Source organism: Pseudomonas sp. Pseusp16 (genome assembly GCF_047324915.1).
Classification (GTDB): domain Bacteria; phylum Pseudomonadota; class Gammaproteobacteria; order Pseudomonadales; family Pseudomonadaceae; genus Aquipseudomonas; species Aquipseudomonas fluorescens_CD.
The window spans coordinates 6,509,310-6,527,467 of record NZ_CP168522.1 but is presented as its reverse complement, the minus strand read 5'-3'; the positions used below and the strand labels follow the sequence as shown (position 1 = coordinate 6,527,467).

General features: G+C 59.7%; 18 protein-coding genes. 7 read left to right on the top strand and 11 right to left on the bottom strand.

Annotation, left to right across the window (positions count from 1 at the left end; all coding sequences use genetic code 11):
- Positions 1–37 precede the first annotated feature (37 nt).
- Both ACEN8Q_RS29635 and ACEN8Q_RS29630 read right to left on the bottom strand, forming a co-directional pair.
- Positions 38–829: a phosphate/phosphite/phosphonate ABC transporter substrate-binding protein gene (locus ACEN8Q_RS29635; RefSeq protein ID WP_413704110.1), complete on the bottom strand. Its 792-nt coding sequence runs from the start codon at positions 827–829 to the stop codon at positions 38–40.
- 157 nt (positions 830–986) lie between these two features.
- The gene (locus tag ACEN8Q_RS29630) at positions 987–1,928 is read right to left on the bottom strand and encodes a fatty acid desaturase (RefSeq protein WP_413704109.1); all 942 of its coding nucleotides are present in this window, start codon (positions 1,926–1,928) and stop codon (positions 987–989) included.
- A gap of 328 nt (positions 1,929–2,256) precedes the next feature.
- Between ACEN8Q_RS29630 and ACEN8Q_RS29625 the strand changes: the two genes are divergently transcribed.
- On the top strand, positions 2,257–2,670 hold the full coding sequence (locus tag ACEN8Q_RS29625) for a GNAT family N-acetyltransferase (RefSeq protein ID WP_413704108.1): 414 nt from the start codon (positions 2,257–2,259) through the stop codon (positions 2,668–2,670).
- Positions 2,671–2,787: 117 nt separating this feature from the next.
- On the opposite strand, the gene def is transcribed toward ACEN8Q_RS29625, so the two are convergent.
- Together def and ACEN8Q_RS29615 are read right to left on the bottom strand one after the other, a co-directional pair.
- Positions 2,788–3,327, bottom strand: coding sequence for a peptide deformylase (gene def, locus ACEN8Q_RS29620; RefSeq protein WP_413704107.1), 540 nt, complete (start codon positions 3,325–3,327; stop codon positions 2,788–2,790).
- A gap of 2 nt (positions 3,328–3,329) precedes the next feature.
- Positions 3,330–4,286 (bottom strand): YihY/virulence factor BrkB family protein, encoded by a 957-nt coding sequence (locus ACEN8Q_RS29615; RefSeq protein ID WP_008019270.1) that lies wholly within the window; start codon positions 4,284–4,286, stop codon positions 3,330–3,332.
- 356 nt (positions 4,287–4,642) lie between these two features.
- Between ACEN8Q_RS29615 and ACEN8Q_RS29610 the strand changes: the two genes are divergently transcribed.
- The gene (locus ACEN8Q_RS29610; RefSeq protein WP_008019269.1) at positions 4,643–5,020 is read left to right on the top strand and encodes a hypothetical protein; all 378 of its coding nucleotides are present in this window, start codon (positions 4,643–4,645) and stop codon (positions 5,018–5,020) included.
- Positions 5,021–5,190: 170 nt separating this feature from the next.
- Here ACEN8Q_RS29610 and fadD1 read toward each other — a convergent pair whose 3' ends face one another.
- Both fadD1 and fadD2 read right to left on the bottom strand, forming a co-directional pair.
- On the bottom strand, positions 5,191–6,891 hold the full coding sequence (gene fadD1, locus ACEN8Q_RS29605) for a long-chain-fatty-acid--CoA ligase FadD1 (RefSeq protein WP_057399018.1): 1,701 nt from the start codon (positions 6,889–6,891) through the stop codon (positions 5,191–5,193).
- A gap of 380 nt (positions 6,892–7,271) precedes the next feature.
- Positions 7,272–8,960, bottom strand: coding sequence for a long-chain-fatty-acid--CoA ligase FadD2 (gene fadD2, locus ACEN8Q_RS29600; protein ID WP_413428725.1), 1,689 nt, complete (start codon positions 8,958–8,960; stop codon positions 7,272–7,274).
- A gap of 245 nt (positions 8,961–9,205) precedes the next feature.
- Between fadD2 and ACEN8Q_RS29595 the strand changes: the two genes are divergently transcribed.
- Both ACEN8Q_RS29595 and ACEN8Q_RS29590 read left to right on the top strand, forming a co-directional pair.
- Entirely contained in the window at positions 9,206–10,150 is a 945-nt protein-coding gene (locus ACEN8Q_RS29595; RefSeq protein WP_413428726.1) for an alpha/beta hydrolase, read from the top strand.
- Positions 10,151–10,192: 42 nt separating this feature from the next.
- Complete coding sequence (locus ACEN8Q_RS29590) at positions 10,193–10,663, top strand: MaoC family dehydratase (protein WP_096509380.1); 471 nt, start codon at positions 10,193–10,195, stop codon at positions 10,661–10,663.
- Positions 10,664–10,785: 122 nt separating this feature from the next.
- On the opposite strand, the gene ACEN8Q_RS29585 is transcribed toward ACEN8Q_RS29590, so the two are convergent.
- The gene (locus tag ACEN8Q_RS29585; protein WP_413427434.1) at positions 10,786–11,253 is read right to left on the bottom strand and encodes a ferritin-like domain-containing protein; all 468 of its coding nucleotides are present in this window, start codon (positions 11,251–11,253) and stop codon (positions 10,786–10,788) included.
- Between the two features lie 203 nt (positions 11,254–11,456).
- Here ACEN8Q_RS29585 and ACEN8Q_RS29580 point away from each other — a divergent pair, with 203 nt between their 5' ends.
- Positions 11,457–11,693 carry a DUF3820 family protein gene (locus tag ACEN8Q_RS29580; RefSeq protein WP_003227425.1) on the top strand — a complete coding sequence of 79 codons (237 nt, stop codon included), beginning with the start codon at positions 11,457–11,459 and terminating at the stop codon, positions 11,691–11,693.
- 19 nt (positions 11,694–11,712) lie between these two features.
- Positions 11,713–12,894 (top strand): aminotransferase class V-fold PLP-dependent enzyme, encoded by a 1,182-nt coding sequence (locus ACEN8Q_RS29575; protein WP_413704106.1) that lies wholly within the window; start codon positions 11,713–11,715, stop codon positions 12,892–12,894.
- Positions 12,895–13,196: 302 nt separating this feature from the next.
- On the opposite strand, the gene ACEN8Q_RS29570 is transcribed toward ACEN8Q_RS29575, so the two are convergent.
- Genes ACEN8Q_RS29570 through zwf form a run of 3 tightly spaced genes read right to left on the bottom strand, consistent with a single transcriptional unit; the run spans position 13,197 to position 16,049 of the window.
- The gene (locus ACEN8Q_RS29570; protein ID WP_008019264.1) at positions 13,197–13,862 is read right to left on the bottom strand and encodes a bifunctional 4-hydroxy-2-oxoglutarate aldolase/2-dehydro-3-deoxy-phosphogluconate aldolase; all 666 of its coding nucleotides are present in this window, start codon (positions 13,860–13,862) and stop codon (positions 13,197–13,199) included.
- A gap of 17 nt (positions 13,863–13,879) precedes the next feature.
- Entirely contained in the window at positions 13,880–14,593 is a 714-nt protein-coding gene (gene pgl, locus ACEN8Q_RS29565) for a 6-phosphogluconolactonase (RefSeq protein ID WP_413427432.1), read from the bottom strand.
- Positions 14,580–16,049: a glucose-6-phosphate dehydrogenase gene (gene zwf, locus ACEN8Q_RS29560; protein WP_413427431.1), complete on the bottom strand. Its 1,470-nt coding sequence runs from the start codon at positions 16,047–16,049 to the stop codon at positions 14,580–14,582. The genes pgl and zwf overlap by 14 nt, the downstream gene beginning before the upstream one ends.
- A gap of 228 nt (positions 16,050–16,277) precedes the next feature.
- On the opposite strand from zwf, the gene ACEN8Q_RS29555 reads away from it, so the two are divergent.
- On the top strand, positions 16,278–17,138 hold the full coding sequence (locus tag ACEN8Q_RS29555) for a MurR/RpiR family transcriptional regulator (protein ID WP_170948639.1): 861 nt from the start codon (positions 16,278–16,280) through the stop codon (positions 17,136–17,138).
- 141 nt (positions 17,139–17,279) lie between these two features.
- Here the strand turns inward: ACEN8Q_RS29555 and ACEN8Q_RS29550 are convergent, their stop codons facing one another.
- The gene (locus tag ACEN8Q_RS29550) at positions 17,280–18,134 is read right to left on the bottom strand and encodes a D-hexose-6-phosphate mutarotase (protein ID WP_413427430.1); all 855 of its coding nucleotides are present in this window, start codon (positions 18,132–18,134) and stop codon (positions 17,280–17,282) included.
- Between the last annotated feature and the right edge of the window lie 24 nt (positions 18,135–18,158).

The following is an 18,158-nucleotide window of genomic DNA, read 5'->3' as shown; positions in this document are numbered from 1 at the left end:
TCGTTAATAGAATTAAAAATAAATAGCCGATGGACCGCTAGCGCAAAACCCCATACCCCAACGCCTCGGCTTCTCGCTGATAGTCGAGCACCACCTGATAGTCGCTTTCGCTAGCCGGCAACACTTCAGGCAACCCGAGGATTTCGGCGACGTCAGGCAATTCGCGCAAGGCTTGATTCATCGCCTGCAATAGCGCTTCAGCCTGCTGATCGCTGACGGTGGCTGATGTGATGTAGGGTAACGTCGGGCTGAAAGCACTGCGAGCGATCACGCGCAAACCGGCCACTTCTTCTGCAGCGTGGCGCGCCAGATAGGCAAAGGTCACGCTGTCGATGGCCGCCAGATCGGCAAGGTCCTCGCGCAACCAGCGCAGACTTTCGCGATGGCTGCCGCTGATGCCGACCTGCGCAAAAAACCGTCCGTCACGTTGCAACGGCGCCAATCGGTGGCGCAGCAGATTCATGCCGCTGTTGGAGTCCTGGCCATTGATCACGCCTCGGCTGTCACGAAACTCCGGCAGGGTTCGCCGTGCGTCTTCGATTCGTCCCAGAATCAGGCTGCAATGATTGCCGCCACTGCTGTCCGGCAGTTCATAACGAGGGCGCCCCAGCACCCGGACCTTGCCGCGCAATGCCGTCATCAGCGGATAGCCGCAGGTTTGTGTGAGCAGCAGGTGTGGCGACAGCCACAGGTCCGCCAGTGACAGGCCTTCGGCATCACGGCGGGTTTCGCCCAAGTGTTCGAAGATTCGCGCCAGCCAGCGCTCGTTGGCCTGGTGGATGGGGTCGGGGGCGACGTACATCTGTAGTTCGGCGAGGTGTTGGGTCATCGAAATAGTCCCATGCGGCAAATTTCCAATGTGGGAGCGGCGGTGCGACGATTCGACTTGCTCGCGAAAGCGGTCAGACATCCAACATCTGAGTTGACTGGCACACCGCATTCGCGAGCAAGCCCGCTCCCACAGTAGATCTGTGGCGATTCAAAAATCAGTGAAACGGATGCCTCGGGCTGTCGATAGCCTTGACGCCATGTTCACGCCACAACTGCCCATAACCCTGCACCAGAAACCCGCCGCTGCGCGCCAGCCATTGCTCGCGGCGGGCCCTGTAGGCGCGGGGCAAGTCGTACCAGGGCAACCCCGGCAATTCGTGATGCACCAGATGAAAATTGAGGTTCAGAAACAACCAGCGCCATGGCCAGGCGGCCTCATTGAGCACGGTGCGTTGCTCCGGCGCTGCCTGAGGTCGATGTTCATAGTAGGAGCGAATCATGGCGATCGACAGCGCCGGCACACTGATCAAAAACAGGTAATGCCAAACCGGCAATACGCTGAAGTTTGTAATAAACAGCAGCATCATTCCGGTCATCGCGCCGTGACTCAGCCACATCAGCCAGGCCTGGCGCTCACCTGCCCTCAGGCGCTGCAGTTCTTCGCGGGCCAGTGTCAGCAAGGCCAGCGGTGCACCAAAGGCAAAGCGGCCGAGCACGGTTTTGTTCAGCCAGTGCAGGCTGCGCACCAGCAGTGAACTGCCCTGCCACTGCGCGGCGCTCAGGTAACGGCTTTCCGGATCGCGACCGGGGATCGTCAGGTCCTCGTCGCGGTGATGCAGCAAATGGCTATCGCGATACAAGGTGTACGGATACCAAACGGCAAACGGCGCGTAGCCAAGGACTTTGTTCAGGGTTACCCAGCGCGTGGGATGACCGTGCAGCAGTTCGTGTTGCACGGATAACCACAGCACCAGCAATGGGATCAGCAACAGCGTGCTCCACCACAAACCCAGCCGATGGCTGTTCAGCACGATGCCAAACCAGCCGCCATACACGCCGGTCAACAGCAACCAGGTCGGCCATTCGGTGCGTGCGGTGAAGCGTCGACGCAGGGTTTCGATTTCTTGTTGGTGGGCGCTATCGAAGTAATGGGGCATGGCGTTGCTCAGATCGGGACCAGTCCCTTTCTGTGCAATGGCCTTGGGAAATCTTGCAGATTATTTTCAGGTGGATCGCTCCCATGTTGCATGGGAGCGATCAATCAACGCCGGATCAGTGACCGAACACGCCGACCTTTTTGGCTTTCTTGTCCGCACGCTTTTCAATGGCGGTTTTCGCTGGTTTCTTTTTCGCCGCTTTCTTTGAATCCATACCTTTGGACATGATGCGTACTCCACTCATGGGGATGTGAAATCAGGTATACACCTATCCCGGCGCGTGTGTTCTTTTATAATCGCCCGCTTTGCCTACCGATAGTCCAAAACCATGCCCGACACCCAATACACCCTGCTCGACGAGCCGTTATGGCCATTGATGAACAAGTTCTACCGCGCTCACCAATCGTCGATGAAGGCCGTGCGCGACGCGCAGTTGTGGGTGGCGCGGCGTGACGGGATCGTTGCCGCGCTGTGTTTGCGTCCGGTGTCCGGCGGGCATTGGCTGACCGGGTTGTTTGTCGATCCGGGGTGTCGCGAACAAGGGATTGCCGCCGGGTTGATTGCGGCCGCAGTGAAGGATTGCGAACTGCCGGTGTGGCTGTTCTGTCATCCGGATTTGCGGGGTTTTTACGAGCGCCGCGGCTTTACTTTCGATCCGCCGATGCCTTACGCGATGGTTGAACGCTTGAGCCGATACGCGCGCAGCAAGCCGATGATTGCGATGGGACTGGAGCTGAAATAACGGGATCAAAAATGTGGGAGCGGGCTTGCTCGCGAAAGCGGTCTGTCAGTCACCATCAATGCCGACTGTCAGACCGCTTTCGCGAGCAAGCCCGCTCCCACAGGGTTCTGTGTTGCATCAGTCGTCCGCCTTGGGGTCCAGGTCCGGGAACATCACCTCGGTGAAGCCAAACTTGCTGAAGTCGGTAATGCGCGACGGGTACAGGCGGCCGATCAGGTGATCGCATTCATGCTGCACCACCCGTGCGTGGAAGCCCGAAGCAATGCGCACGATGGGCTCGCCCTTGGGATCGACGCCTTCGTAGCGAATCTGCTGGTAACGTTGCACCGCGCCGCGCAGGCCCGGTACGGACAAACAGCCTTCGATACCCTCTTCCAGGGTCGGGCTGAGCGGTGTGATCAACGGGTTGATCAGGATCGTCTGCGGCACCGCCTCGGCATCCGGATAACGCTCGCTGTGCTCGAAACCGAAGATCACCAGCTGCAGGTCGACACCGATCTGCGGAGCAGCCAGGCCAACGCCTCCCACACTTTCCATGGTCTGGAACATGTCATCGATCAGTTGCCACAGCTCGGGGCTGTCGAACATCTCGGCCGGCACTGGCGGGGCAACGCGCAGCAGGCGCTCATCGCCCATTTTCAGAATTTCACGAATCATGATCAGGTTTCATCAATGGTCGGTTTGTGTGAGTGATCGCGCCCCAGTCCCGACACGTGGTGTTTTTCCTCATGAACGGGACCATGCTCGCCAGCCACTTTTTCGCCAGGGTCCTTGCCCCCTCGCGACATGTGTTCGATCACCGCGTTCATCTCCGCGCCCAGCAGCAGCACCGCGGCGGAAATGTAGAAGTACAGCAATAGCACAATGATCGCACCGATACTGCCATACATGGCGTTGTAGTTGGCGAACTCCTTGACGTACAAGCCGAAGCCCAGGGAGGCGATGATCCACACGACCACCGCGAGCACCGAGCCTGGGGTGATGAAGCGAAACTCCTGTTTGACGTCGGGCATGACGTAGTAGATCAACGCCACCGCGACCATCAGCAAAATCACGATCACCGGCCAGCGCGCGATCGTCCAGAGCGTGACGATAAAGTACTCAAGGCCGACTTGCTTGGCGATCCACTCCATCACCTGCGGCCCGAGCACCATGAGCGCTGCGGCGATCAGCAGCATGCCGGCAATGCCGACGGTGTAGATGATCGACAACGGAAAGCGTTTCCACAGCGGGCGTCCTTCGACCACGTCGTAGGCGGCGTTCATCGCGCTCATCATCAGCCGCACCCCGGCGGAGGCGGTATACAGCGCAATCACGATCCCCACCGAGAGCAAGCCACCCTTGGATTGCTGCAGCTGGTCGATCACCGGGTTGACCTGTTCCAGTGCCTGGGGCGGCAATACCAGTTCCGATTGCAGGCGCAGCCAGGAGAAGAAATCCGGCAGGTGCAGGAAGCCGATCAGGGCAATCAGGAAAAGGATGAACGGAAACAGCGAAAACAGCATTTGATAGGCCAGCGCCGAGGCATAGGTCGACATCTCGTCGGCGATGAACTCGGTGACCGTGCGCATCATCACACGGTGCAGGGGCAAGCCTCTCATGTCCGGAAAAATCATTAGCGTCTCCATTCGCCGCATTCGCATTTGGGTTGAAGTCGTGGCGACTCTGGGGGCCGTTTCCTTCACCAAGGTAGCCCAGTTGGCGACTTTGAAACAAATTCAGTGTGCAAGTTCAGGCTGACACAAAAATGGCCATCCGGGGATGACCGCTTCTTCTTTTATTAAAGGCATTTCAATGGGAGGAAAGGTCGTTACATAAGGTTGACCGGGGGCTTTTGCAGGGAGTTTCATTTATTTGCACCACGACATTTCATCGTTCAGTGCAGGTTGCGCTTTATGTTTGCCGGCCAACCCCTGAGAATGCGCAACACATTCAGGCCATGGCGCTGAAGATCCAATCCCGTAGGAATGTTATGAAACTCGATAAAAAGCAGGCCATTGCCCGCAGAAACCAGGAACTCGGCGGTGCTGTGCTTGGCGTCAACAACTGCCACTTCACCGAATTGAACCGCAACCGCAATATCTGGTGGTTCGACATCCCGGTATCGCGCCTGGCCGTGGGTCAGTACGAGTGGATTCACCTGCTGATGCACACGCCGGACACCGACGAGCTGCTGCACCTGAAAGTGCCGACCGTGTTCCTGCGCGAGAAGCTCGAAGGCCTGGTGGTACGCAATGAAGGCAAGCGCAAGGCTGCATTGAGCCTGGAACTGAGCGCCGACAAGGACTCCTTCCTGCAGGACATGCGCCCGGCGGGCACCAACGTCAACTTCGCGCCGTTCCGTCAATAACCGTCATTCCTGTAGGAGCGAGCTGGCTCGCGATGGACGTCAACGATGACGCGGGCTGTCTGAATGAACGCGTTGTCTGTACCTTTTTCGCGAGCATGCTCGCTCCTACAGAGGATCGGTGTTGCCAGCCGACCAACAAAAAGCCCCGCATCGGCGGGGCTTTTTGTTGATTACGCGGTGGCTTTCTTCGCGTTGATCTTCTTCAGTTCTTCATCGCGCAATTCACGGCGCAGGATCTTGCCGACGTTGGTGGTCGGCAGTGCGTCACGGAACTCCACGGAGCGCGGGACCTTGTAGCCGGTGACGTTGGCGCGCATGTGCTCCATCACCTGTTCCTTGGTCAGGGTCACGCCCGGCTTGGCAACGATGAAAATCTTGATCGCCTCGCCCGACTTTTCGTCCGGCACGCCGATGGCCGCGCATTGCAGCACGCCCGGCAGGGTAGCCAACACGTCTTCGAGCTCGTTCGGGTACACGTTGAAACCGGAAACCAGGATCATGTCTTTCTTGCGATCGACAATGCGCATGAAGCCATCGGGCTGGATCAGCGCAATGTCACCGGTCTTCAACCAGCCTTCGCTGTCGAGGATCTCGTCGGTGGCTTCCTGGCGCTGCCAGTAACCCTTCATGACTTGCGGGCCCTTCACGCACAGTTCGCCGATTTCACCCAGCGGCTGCTCGACACCGGCATCGTTGATGACTTTGCACAGGGTCGACGGCACCGGAATGCCAATGGTGCCGACCTGGATGTGCTGGATCGGGTTCACCGTCGCCACCGGGCTGGTTTCGGTCATGCCGTAACCTTCGCAGATGGCGCAACCGGTCACCGCTTTCCAGCGTTCGGCCGCCGCCAGTTGCAGGGCCATGCCGCCCGACAAGGTAACTTTCAGCGCGGAGAAATCCAGCTTGCGGAAACCTTCGTTGTTGCACAGGGCTACGAACAGTGTGTTCAAACCGACAAAGCCGCTGAACTTCCACTTCGACAGTTCCTTGACCATCGCCGGCAAGTCGCGCGGGTTGCTGATCAGGATGTTGTGGTTGCCCGCCAGCATCATCGCCATGCAGTGAAAGGTGAACGCATAGATGTGGTACAGCGGCAGCGGTGTGATCAGGATCTCGCAACCTTCATTGAGGTTGGACCCCATCAGCGCCTTGCACTGCAGCATGTTCGCCACCAGGTTGCGGTGGGTCAGCATCGCGCCCTTGGCCACGCCGGTGGTACCGCCGGTGTATTGCAGCACCGCGACATCGCCACTGGCCGGGTTGGCTTCCGCCACTGGCTGGCCCAGGCCTTTGCTCAGCACGTCATTGAACTTGACGGCTTTTGGCAAGTGATAGGCCGGCACCATCTTCTTCACGTACTTGATGACGCTGTTGACCAGCAAGCGCTTGAGCGGCGGCAGCAGGTCGGCGACTTCGGTGACGATCACGTGCTTGACGCCGGTTTTCGGCACCACGGTTTCAGCCAGGTGCGCCATGTTGGCCAGGCAGACCAGGGCCTTGGCACCGGAGTCGTTGAATTGGTGTTCCATTTCCCGCGCGGTGTACAGCGGGTTGGTGTTGACTACGATCAGCCCGGCGCGGATCGCGCCGAAGACGGCAACCGGGTACTGCAACACGTTGGGCAGTTGCACGGCGATTCGATCGCCAGGCTGCAAGTCGGTATGCTGTTGCAGGTAAGCGGCAAACGCACCGGACAATTCGTACAGTTCACCGTAGGTGAGTGTCTTGCCCAGGTTGCTGAATGCCGGCTTGTTGGCGAAGCGTTGGCAGGATTGCTTCAACACTGCCTGAATATTCGGGTACTCGTCGGGATTGATGTCGGCAGCAATCCCGGCTGGGTACTTATCCTTCCAAAAGTCTTCGATCATGGAAGCCCACTCCTCAGCAACGCGAATTCAGCACCGCATTTGATGCGATTATTATTGGTGTTTGGCCATTGGTAAATCTGGCTGATAGAAGGCCGAGAAGTCACAAAGCGCGCCGAGAGTAGCAGCTTTGCAAAGGGTCGACTAGAGCCAAAAGCGGCCTCTACGGTCACTTTTATGACTCAAGACTTACAAGCGGTCATTTTAGAGCAAAAAACCTATATGTCGCTGAAAGCCCCGAAATTCGGGGCTTTCGCTTAAACCTGTAGGAGCGAGCTTGCTCGCGAAAAACGTCCGGGCAACGCGATCATTCAGACAGGGCGCGTTATCGTTGACGTCCATCGCGAGCGTGCTCGCTCCTACAGGGGTCAGCTATTCACCGATCAGGCGATATCTCGCAACTCCCGCCGCAGGATCTTGCCCACCGGGGTCATCGGCAGCGATTCGCGCAGCACGATGTGCTTGGGTACCTTGTACGCCGTGAAGTTCTCCTTGCAGTAAGCCTTCAGCTCTTCAAGGCTGACGCCCGCTTCACGGGCCACCACGAACAGCTTCACCGCCTCCCCCGACCGCTCGTCGGGTACACCGATGACCGCACAGTTGGCGACTTTCGGGTGTGCCATCACCACGTCTTCGATCTCGTTCGGGTACACGTTGAAACCCGAGACAATGATCATGTCCTTCTTGCGGTCAACGATACGCACGAAACCGTCCGGGTCGATCACCGCGATATCACCGGACTTGAACCAGCCCTCGGCATCCAGCACTTCGGCCGTGGCCTCGGGTTTCTGCCAGTAGCCCTTCATGATCTGCGGGCCCTTGATGCACAGCTCGCCACGTTCGCCCAAAGGTTGTTCGACACCGTCATCGCTGATGACTTTCAGCGCAGTGCCCGGCACCGGCAGGCCGACCGTGCCGATCCGCGACTGGTCGCCATACGGGTTGGTACAGGCCACCGGCGAAGTTTCGGTCAGGCCGTAACCTTCGGTGATGCGGCAACCGGTCAGTTGTTCCCAACGTTCGGCTGTCGCCTTGACCAGCGCAGTGCCGCCGGAGTTGGTGAGCTTGAGGCTGGAGAAGTCCAGGGTCTTGAAGTCCGGATGATCCATCAGCGCGACGAACAGCGTGTTGAGCCCCAGCAGCGCCGAGAACCGCCAGTTCTTCAGTTCCTTGATGAAGCCGCCAATGTCGCGCGGGTTGGTGATCAGCACGTTGTGGTTGCCCGTCACCATCATGCACATGCAGTTCGCCGTGAAGGCATAGATGTGGTACAGCGGCAGCGGCGCGATCATCACCTCCTGCCCTTCGCGCAACAGCGGTTGCCCGTCGCGGCCGAACTGTCCCAGACAGGCCCGTGCCTGTTGCATGTTCGCCACCAGGTTGCCGTGGCTCAGCATCGCGCCCTTGGCCAGGCCCGTGGTGCCGCCGGTGTATTGCAGCACGGCGATGTCGTCGAGGCCGACGTTCAGCGGCTTGATACCCAGGCCACGGCCCATGCGCAATGCGCTCTTGAAAGAAACGGCCTGGGGCAAGGAATAGTCCGGGACCATCTTCTTGACCTTGCTCACCATCGTGTTGACCAGCCAACCCTTGGCGGTGGGCATCAGGTCGCCCATCTTCGCTTCGATCAGGTACTGGATATCGGTGTCGGGGAGCACTTCCTGGACTTTCTGGCCGAACACGTTCAGGTACACCAGCGCCCGGGCACCGGAATCCTTGAACTGATGACGCATTTCCCGCGCGGTGTACAACGGGTTGGTGTTGACCACGATCAACCCGGCGCGCAAGGCCCCGAACACGGCAATCGGGTAATGCAGGACGTTGGGCATCTGCACCGCGATGCGGTCCCCCGCCACCAGGTCGGTGTGGGCTTGCAGATAACCGGCGAAGGCCGCGCTTTGGCGTTCCAGCTCCGCGTAGGTCAGGGTCACGCCCATGTTGCTGAACGCCGGGCGGTCAGCAAACTTCTTGCAGGAACGCTCGAACACCTCGATCACCGACTTGTAGGCTCCCAGATCGATATCCAGGGGTACACCGGCCGGGCGTTTGTCATTCCAGAAATCAGGTTGCATTGTTGTTGTCCTCTTTACCTGAATCTATCCGGGGCCACTTTTCTGTCATTTTTCAAAAAAAATGCAAAAAGCGGAGCTTCACGGACACTAGCAGTTATGACGTAGCAGGCAAATATGCCCACCGCTGTCATTGATCCCATGAATCTTCTTGCCGTGGCGCAAGCTGATCAGACGCCCGGCCAAGGATGCGCTATAAACTGCAACGAGCTAATTGCGACCAGGCAGCCTCATGCAAAGGAACCGCCATGATCCATGACACTTTCTGGCTGACCACGAGCGACCACAGCCGCCTCTTCGTCAACCAGTGGCTACCCGAGGGCAGCCTCAAGGCAATGATTCTGCTGGCCCACGGCATGGCCGAGCACAGCGGTCGCTATGGCCCCCTTGCGCAAAAACTCTGTGACCAGGGCTATGGCGTGTGCGCGCCGGACCTGCGTGGACATGGCAAAACTGCCGAAAACGGGACACTCGGGCATTTCGCCGATGACCATGGCTGGTCCAAGGTCGTGAGCGACCTGGCCTGCCTCAACCAGCACATCGGCCAACAGCACCCTGGCATACCGATCGTACTGCTCGGTCACAGCATGGGCAGTTACGTTGCCCAGGCTTATCTGCTGCACCACAGCGCCAGCCTGCACGGGGCGATCCTCAGCGGCTCGAACTTCCAGCCTGTGGCGCTTTATCGTGCGGCACGGCAAATCGCCCGTTTCGAACGCCTGCGCCAAGGCCGCCAAGGGCGCAGCGCATTGATCGAATGGCTGTCGTTCGGCTCGTTCAACAACAAGTTCAAACCGGCACGTACGCCGTTCGACTGGCTCAGCCGTGATCCGGCGCAGGTCGATCTGTACGTCAACGACCCGCTCTGCGGTTTCCGTTGCACCAATCAACTGTGGATCGACTTGCTCGGTGGCTTGCAGCAAATCAGCAAAGCGTCCAATCTCGCGCAGATCGACCCGGGCCTGCCGTTGCTGGTGATTGGCGGTGAATGTGATCCGGTGAGCGAAGGCAAGCGTCTCAAGGATCTGGCCGACGCGCTGCGCGCGGCCGGCAGCCAGCACCTGCAACTGACCGTTTACCCGCAGGCACGGCACGAACTGTTCAACGAGAGCAACCGCGATGAAATCATCGCCGATGTGCTGAACTGGATCGCACAGGCCTTGAGTACGCCTCGGCCGCACCGATCCGAATAGTTTTTTTGTGAATTTTTTAATTCGTCACAGGAATTGAGACAGATGACCCAGGTTACCAACACCCCTTACGAAGCCCTCGAAATCGGCCAGACCGCCAGCTTCAGCAAGACCGTCGAAGAGCGCGACATCCAGTTGTTCGCCGCGATGTCCGGAGATCACAACCCGGTGCACCTGGATGCCGAATACGCCGCCAGCACCATGTTCAAGGAGCGCATCGCCCACGGCATGTTCAGCGGTGCGTTGATCAGCGCGGCGGTAGCCTGCGAGTTGCCTGGACCGGGGACTATCTACATCGGCCAGCAGATGAGCTTTCAGAAACCGGTGAAGATCGGCGACACCCTGACCGTACGCCTGGAAATTCTCGAAAAACTGCCGAAGTTTCGCGTGCGCATTGCCACTCGCGTGTTCAACCAGCGCGATGAACTGGTGGTGGATGGCGAGGCGGAAATCCTCGCACCACGCAAGCAACAGAGCGTGACGCTGACGGAACTGCCGGCCATCAGCATCGGTTGATTCACCGCATATACCTGTGGGAGCGGGCTTGCTCGCGAAGGCGGCGTATCAGTCACTATCAATGGTGACTGATACGCCGCCTTCGCGAGCAAGCCCGCTCCCACAGTTGTTTCAACCAGACATTACGAACGCGCACGCGCCTGGTTACGCAGGGCCTTGACCTGATCGTGATTGCGTTGCACGCCGTGGTACTGGCGCTCAACCAGGTCACGAATGCCCACCAGGTTGTGCTTGTTGATTTTCTCCATGGCGTCCCGGTAAGCCTTCAACGCATGGTCTTCACCACGCTCGGCTTCATTGAGTACGGCCTCCTCGCCCTTGCCGGTGAACATCGACTTCACGTCGACCCAGCGACGGTGCAAGTCACCGCGGACACTGGTGGAGGTTTGCGGATCGCCGCCCATCGAACGCACGGCGGACTGCAGTTCCGTAGCGGCCGTAGCACAATCGGCGGAACGCGCGATGAACAGGTTTTTGAGTTCAGGGTGCTTGATGTCTTCAGCGCAAGTCTTGAACCCGGCCTGACCGTCCTTGCTGGTTTCGATCAGGTCGTTGAGTACGGAAATCGCTTCTTTATTCATGTCGGTCATTTTTCAGTTCCTCACGATTGATGAAAGATGCAATGAGTGGTGCACCCTGCATGCCAGCCTGGAACTGCTTACTTATCCGTTATTTTTCAAACGCTTATCCATTATCAAAAAATCTGTATCCGTTTTATTTGCATGATCTGTCAATTGGCCTGCATGCAGAATGCCTGTATTTTCCAGACTGACTGAATCAAGACGACCGACCGATGAATCCTGAAAAGCTCGAACTGCTGATCACCCGCGAAATGCCTTTCGGCAAGTACAAGGGCCGAATCATTGCCGACCTGCCCGGCCCTTACCTGAACTGGTTCGCCCGGGAAGGTTTCCCTCACGGCGAGTTGGGCGGCCTGTTGGCCCTGATGCAGGAAATCGATCACAACGGCTTGTCGGACCTGCTCGAACCGCTACGCGCCAAACACGGCAAACCTGCCCCGCGCCACTGAATCACCTACCGAGTAGCCCATGCCCGACAACACCCGCCGTGCCCGTGATGAAGCCTTCTGGCAAACCTTTGCCGACCGCTACGATGTCGAACCCGGCCCGCTCAACCTGGAGAACGGTTACTTCGGTCGCATGTCGCGCACGGTGGTCGAGGAATACCAGCGCAACATCGAGCTCATCAATCGCAGCAATTCGGTCTACGTGCGCCAGCGCTTCGAACAGGGCGACAGCCTGAAGATCCGCGCGCAATTGGCGAGGTTGACAGGCGCACCCGCCGACAGCATCGCCCTGACCCGTAACGCGTCGGAAGGTTTGCAGTCGCTGATCCGCAACTACAACCGGCTGCAGCCCGGCGATCAGGTACTGGTCTGCGATCTGGAATACGACACGGTCAAAGGCGCCATGCGCTGGCTGGCACGCAATCGTGGTGTCGAAGTGATCGAGATCGAACACACCCACCCGGCAACCTTCGACAGCCTGCTCAACACCTATCGGGAAGCCTTCGCGCGGCATCCGCGGCTGAAGCTGATGGCCCTGACCCACGTCACCCATCGCACGGGCCTGGTGATGCCGGTGCAGGCGATTGCAGCCGCTGCGAAGGAACATGGCATCGACGTCATCCTCGATGGAGCCCATGCCCTCGGCCAACTCGAATTTGACCTGGCCGGGCTCGGTATCGCCTTTGCCGGCTACAACCTGCACAAGTGGATCGGCGCCCCGCTGACGCTCGGCTTCATCTACATCGCCCCCGAACGCCTGGCCGACATCGACCCGGACATGGGCGAGATGCACTTCCCGGTTACAGACATTCGTGCCCGTACGCCGTACAGCACACCGAACATCCCGGCGCTGCTGACCTTGCCGCTGGTCCTCGAGGAGCATCACGCCATGGGCGGCGCGGCGGCCAAAGGTTCGCGGCTCAACTACCTGCGCAACCTGTGGGTCCGCCCCGTGCGCGAACTGCCGGGCATCGAAGTCCTGACCCCGGACGACCCGCGACTGTACTGCGGCATCACGGCCCTGCGTTTCATCGCACAGACCGATCAGCAGGCGATGGTCGAGCGGCTGCTCAAGGACTACAACCTGTTCACCGTGGTACGCACCGGCGCGGCGTGCGGCCCGTGCATCCGCATCACTCCGGGGCTGACCACCACCGCCGGGCACATGACGCGGCTGACCACAGCGCTGGCGGAGTTGTGCTGACCTGCTCGCGATGGGCGTGAACGATAACGCGGGAACCCGATGACCAACGGTACCTGTAGGAGCGAGCTTGCTCGCGATGGTCGTGAATGATGACCCGGGAACCCGGAAGCCAGCGGTGCCTGTAGGAGCGAGCTTGCTCGCGATGGTCGTGAACGATGACGCGGGAACCCGGTAGCCAGCGGTGCCTGGAGGTTTTTCGCGAGCGAGCTCGCTCCTACAGGTATTAAGGGCAAAAAAAAACGGTGCACCGACCAAGCGCACCGTAAAGCCGTAGAACACACAACGAGTGTCGGGTGAAGCGATCAGTCCAGCAGCGCCAAGGCCTCGGCGGTGCATTCCTGAATGCGGGCCCAGTCGCCGTTCTTGATCCACTCCGGATCAAGCATCCAGCTACCGCCCACGCACATGACGTTTTTCAACGCCATGTAGCTCTTGATATTGGCCGGGCCGACGCCGCCGGTCGGGCAGAATTTCACTTCGCCGAACGGGCCGCCCAAAGCCTTTATGGCCGCGACGCCGCCGCTGACTTCGGCCGGGAACAACTTGAATCGGCGGTAACCCAGAGCGTAGCCTTCCATGATGCCCGAGGCATTGCTGATGCCTGGCAACAGTGGAATCGGGCTGGCGACGCTGGCTTCCAGCAAGTCGCGGGTGATGCCCGGCGTGACGATGAATTGCGAGCCCGCCGCTTCGGCGGCAGCCAGCATCTGGCGATCGAGCACGGTGCCGGCACCGGTCACCAGCTCAGGACGCTGCTCGCGCAGAATCTGGATGGCCTTGAGGCCGAATTGCGAACGCAGGGTCACTTCCAGGGCCGTCAGGCCGCCGGCCGCGAGCGCGTCGGCCAACGGCAGAACGTCCTGCTCGCGGGCGATGGTGATCACCGGCAGAATCCGCGCCTTCGCGCAGAGGCTGTCGATCAGGGCAACTTTGTCCGCCATGGAAACGGTCGGGGATGGGTTTGTCATAGCGGCTGTTCCTTGGCTCATGGGCACCAGTAAATCTCTAACGTGGGTTGCAGAAATGCGCGCACCGGCATTTCGGCGACATCGTCACCGGCCAGCGCGAAACTCAAGGTGGTCAGCTTGGACTGACCGGAAATCGACAGAATCTTGTGTTTGGCCGAAGCCAGCAGCGCGCGACTCATGGTCAGGCGCTGACGCGGCACGGTCGGCGCCAGCATCGGCCAGCAACGACGTGTACCGTCGACTTTCAAGGCCTCGTCAAGGTTCGGGCTGTTGGGGAACAGCGACGCGGTGTGGCCGTCATCGCCCATGCCGAGGATCAGCACGTCGATCACCGGCAACTCGGACAACAAACGGTCGGCCTGCTCGGCTGCCTGCTCGAGGTTGGCACTGGCGCTGTACAGGCTCAGGAACTGCGCCTTGGCCGCCGGGCCTTGCAAGAGATATTTCTTGAGCAGGCCAGCGTTACTGTCGGCGTGCTCCACCGGCACCCAACGCTCGTCAGCCAGGCTGACCACCACGTTGGACCAGTCCAGCGCCTGCCTGGCCAGGTGCTGGAAAAACGCCACCGGGCTGCGGCCACCGGACACCACCAGCGTCGCTGTACCCTGGGCGTCGATTGCATCGCTCAGTTGCTTGGCCACATTCAGCGCCAGGCTTTCGGCCAGCAGCACCGGGCTCTTGAACGCATGGGCGCTGACGCCCTGCGGCAGTTTCAAATCAGATATCGCCATACCATGACCTCCCGTCCCGCGTGATCAGTGCAATGGAGCTCATCGGCCCCCAGGACCCTGCCGCGTACGGCTTGGGCGCATCGCCGGACTTTTTCCACCCGGCGATCAACTGGTCACACCACTTCCACGCGGCTTCGATTTCATCTTTACGGACAAACAGGTTCTGATTGCCGCGCATCACTTCCAGCAACAACCGCTCGTAGGCATCGGGAATCCGTGCGCTGCTCCAGGTGTCGGAAAAATTCAGCTGCAACGGACCGCTGCGCAGCTGCATGCCTTTATCCAGGCCTTGATCCTTGGTCATCACGCGCAAGGAAATGCCTTCGTCCGGTTGCAGGCGGATAATCAGCTTGTTGCTGATTTGCAGGCGCTGCTCGGGAGCGAAGATGTAGTGCGACGGTTCCTTGAAGTGGATGACGATCTGCGACAGCTTCTGCGGCATGCGCTTGCCGGTACGCAGGTAAAACGGCACGCCGGCCCAGCGCCAGTTACGGATGTCGGCACGCAGGGCGACGAAGGTTTCGGTGTCGCTCTGGGTGTTGGAATTGGGTTCTTCCAGGTACCCCGGTACCGCCTTGCCTTCGCTGTAGCCGGCGATGTACTGGCCGCGCACCACTTGAGTGGTCAGGCCTTCCGGGCTGATCGGCGCCAGGGCCTTGAGCACCTTGACCTTCTCGTCACGGATGCTGTCGGCGGACAGGTCGGCCGGTGGGTCCATGGCGATCAGGCAGAGCAGTTGCAGCAGGTGGTTCTGGATCATGTCGCGCAGCTGGCCGGCCTTGTCGAAGTAACCCCAGCGGCCTTCGATACCGACCTTCTCGGCCACGGTGATTTCCACGTGGGAAATGTAGTTCTGGTTCCACTGGGTTTCGAACAGGCTGTTGGCGAAACGCAGGGCGATCAGGTTCTGGACGGTCTCTTTGCCCAGGTAGTGGTCGATGCGGTAGGTGCGGTTCTCCGGGAAGAATTGCGCCACGGCGTCGTTGACCTTGCGCGAGGATTCCAGGTCCGAACCGATGGGTTTTTCCAGCACCACACGGGTGTTTTGCGCCAGGCCGACCTTGGCCAGGTTTTCGCAAATCGCGCCGTATACGGCGGCCGGGGTCGCAAAATAAGCGATGACTCGCTGCGCGGTGCCGGCGACTTCGGCCAGGGCCACATAATCTTCGGTTTTGAGGAAGTCGACGTGCAAGTAGCTCAGGCGCGCCAGAAAACGCTCGACCACGGCGTCGTCCAGCTCTTTGGCACCGACATAGCGGCGCAGCTCGGAAGCAATGAACGCCAGGTGTTCCTGTTCGCTGCCTGGCTCACGGGCCAGCGCGATAATACGCGTGTCCTCGTGCAGCAGGCCGGCGCCGTCGAGTTGATAGAGGGCAGGAAACAGCTTGCGCAAGGCCAGATCGCCCAAGGCGCCGAACAAGGCAAAGGTGCACGGTTCAACCGTAATCGAGAGCATGATGTTTGTTCTTTTATCAAGTTAAGCTACAAATACCTTTTTTCAAGGCATCACTCAAGGGAAAATGTAGTAATAACCACAACATTTTCGCAAAATACAGATTCCGAGTGGTGGTCGGTCGGAGCCATCAGTAGGATAGGCCACCGTTACGGGCCTCACCAAAGGCCCTTTTTGCATTAGCCGCGCGCTTATCGGTGCCGGTGAATCAAGGAATCCCATATGGACCGCGTGCGAAATTTACTGGAACAAATCCAGAATCGCCTTGAAGAGCTGAACAAGGCCGAGCGCAAAGTCGCCGAGGTGATCCTGCTCAACCCGCAGCAGGCCACCCGGTTCAGCATCGCTGCCCTCGCCCAGGCGGCTTCGGTCAGCGAACCGACGGTCAACCGTTTCTGCCGTTCGTTCGGCGTCAGCGGCTACCCCGAGCTCAAACTGCAACTGGCCCAGAGCCTGGCCAGTGGCGCCGCGTACGTCAGCCGTGCAGTGGAAGCCGACGACAATCCTGAAGCCTATACCCAGAAGATCTTCGGCAGCGCCATTGCCTCGCTGGACAGCGCTTGCCAGGCACTGGACCCGAACCTGATCAGCCGCGCCGTCGACCTGTTGATCCAGGCCCGGCAAATCCACTTCTTCGGCCTCGGCGCCTCGGCTCCGGTGGCCCTGGATGCACAGCACAAGTTCTTCCGCTTCAATCTCGCCGTCACGGCCCACGCCGACGTGCTGATGCAGCGCATGATTGCCTCGGTGGCCCACACCGGCGAGTTGTTCGTGATCATTTCCTACACCGGTCGCACCCGCGAACTGGTGGAAGTCGCGCGCATCGCCCGGGAAAACGGCGCTTCAGTGCTGGGCCTGACCGCCGAGAACTCGCCGCTGGCCAAGGCCAGCACCCTGAGCCTGAACATTCCGCTGCCGGAGGACACCGACATCTACATGCCGATGACGTCGCGGATCATCCAGCTCACCGTGCTGGACGTGCTCGCCACCGGCATGACCTTGCGCCGGGGCGTGGACTTCCAGCCGCACTTGCGCAAGATCAAGGAGAGCCTGAATGCCAGCCGGTATCCGGTGGGTGATGAGTTCAACTGACCGATCCTGAATCTTTACTGCTTGAAAGGGCGCCTTCGCGAGCAAGCCCGCTCCCACAGGTGACCAGGTTCCTTCAGTTGGAATGTGGTCGAATGTGGGAGCGGGCTTGCTCGCGAAGGGGCCAGCAGCAACACCGCAGAATCAAGCCCCCACCCACGCCTGTAAACTCAAATGCGCCCGCTCCCCAGGTTTCAGGCACAAGCTGTCGGTACCGCCGCTTGCGGCCTCTACGCAAACGAATTCGGATATCTCGTTCCAGGTCACGCCGAGCAACGGCCGTGAACCGGGATGCCAAACCACTGTGTCGGCCGTTTCGCCAGTGTCGATGCACAGCGCCCGCTGCCAGGCATGGTCGTTGAGCTGCAATTCGCCATCATGCTGGAACACTCGCTGACAACCGCCGTCCACGCGCAACTCGCCTTCCTGCTGACAGACCTGTCGGCTCAACTGGTCATAACCCTGAGCACCCTCCAGCCCAGACAGCGCTATCTCACTGACATCGCCAATACGCCAGTAAGCGTGCAAAGCCTGGCTCAACTGGCACGGCATGTCGTCCTGATGCTCGGTACTCAGGCGCAATTCCATGCGTTCGCCCAGATGCGCGTGCAGATCCACCTGCCAGTCGCACAACTTCAGTTGCCAGTGCAACCGCACGCCATCGTCGTCACTGTTGCTGTCGAGCAGCTTCCAGTCGAGCAACCGCGCCCAGCCATGGGACGGCCAGGCGTTTTCGCTCGGATGCCGGCCATACCACGGCCAACACACCGGCACGCCGCCGCGAATGGCACCGACCTGCGGCCACTTCGCCGCGCACCACAGCCAGGGTTTCTGGCCCTGTGGCTGGAAGTGCAGCAACTGCGCGCCCTGACGGCTGAACACCGCCTGACACAGCGGATGATCGATCACCAGCACGTCGCGCATCTGATAGCGCTCCCACGCGAACACCGGACGCTCGCGCAAGGATTTGAAGAAGCGTTGTAGCGGATGCTCAAGCATGTGCCACGGTCCTGAAAATCATCT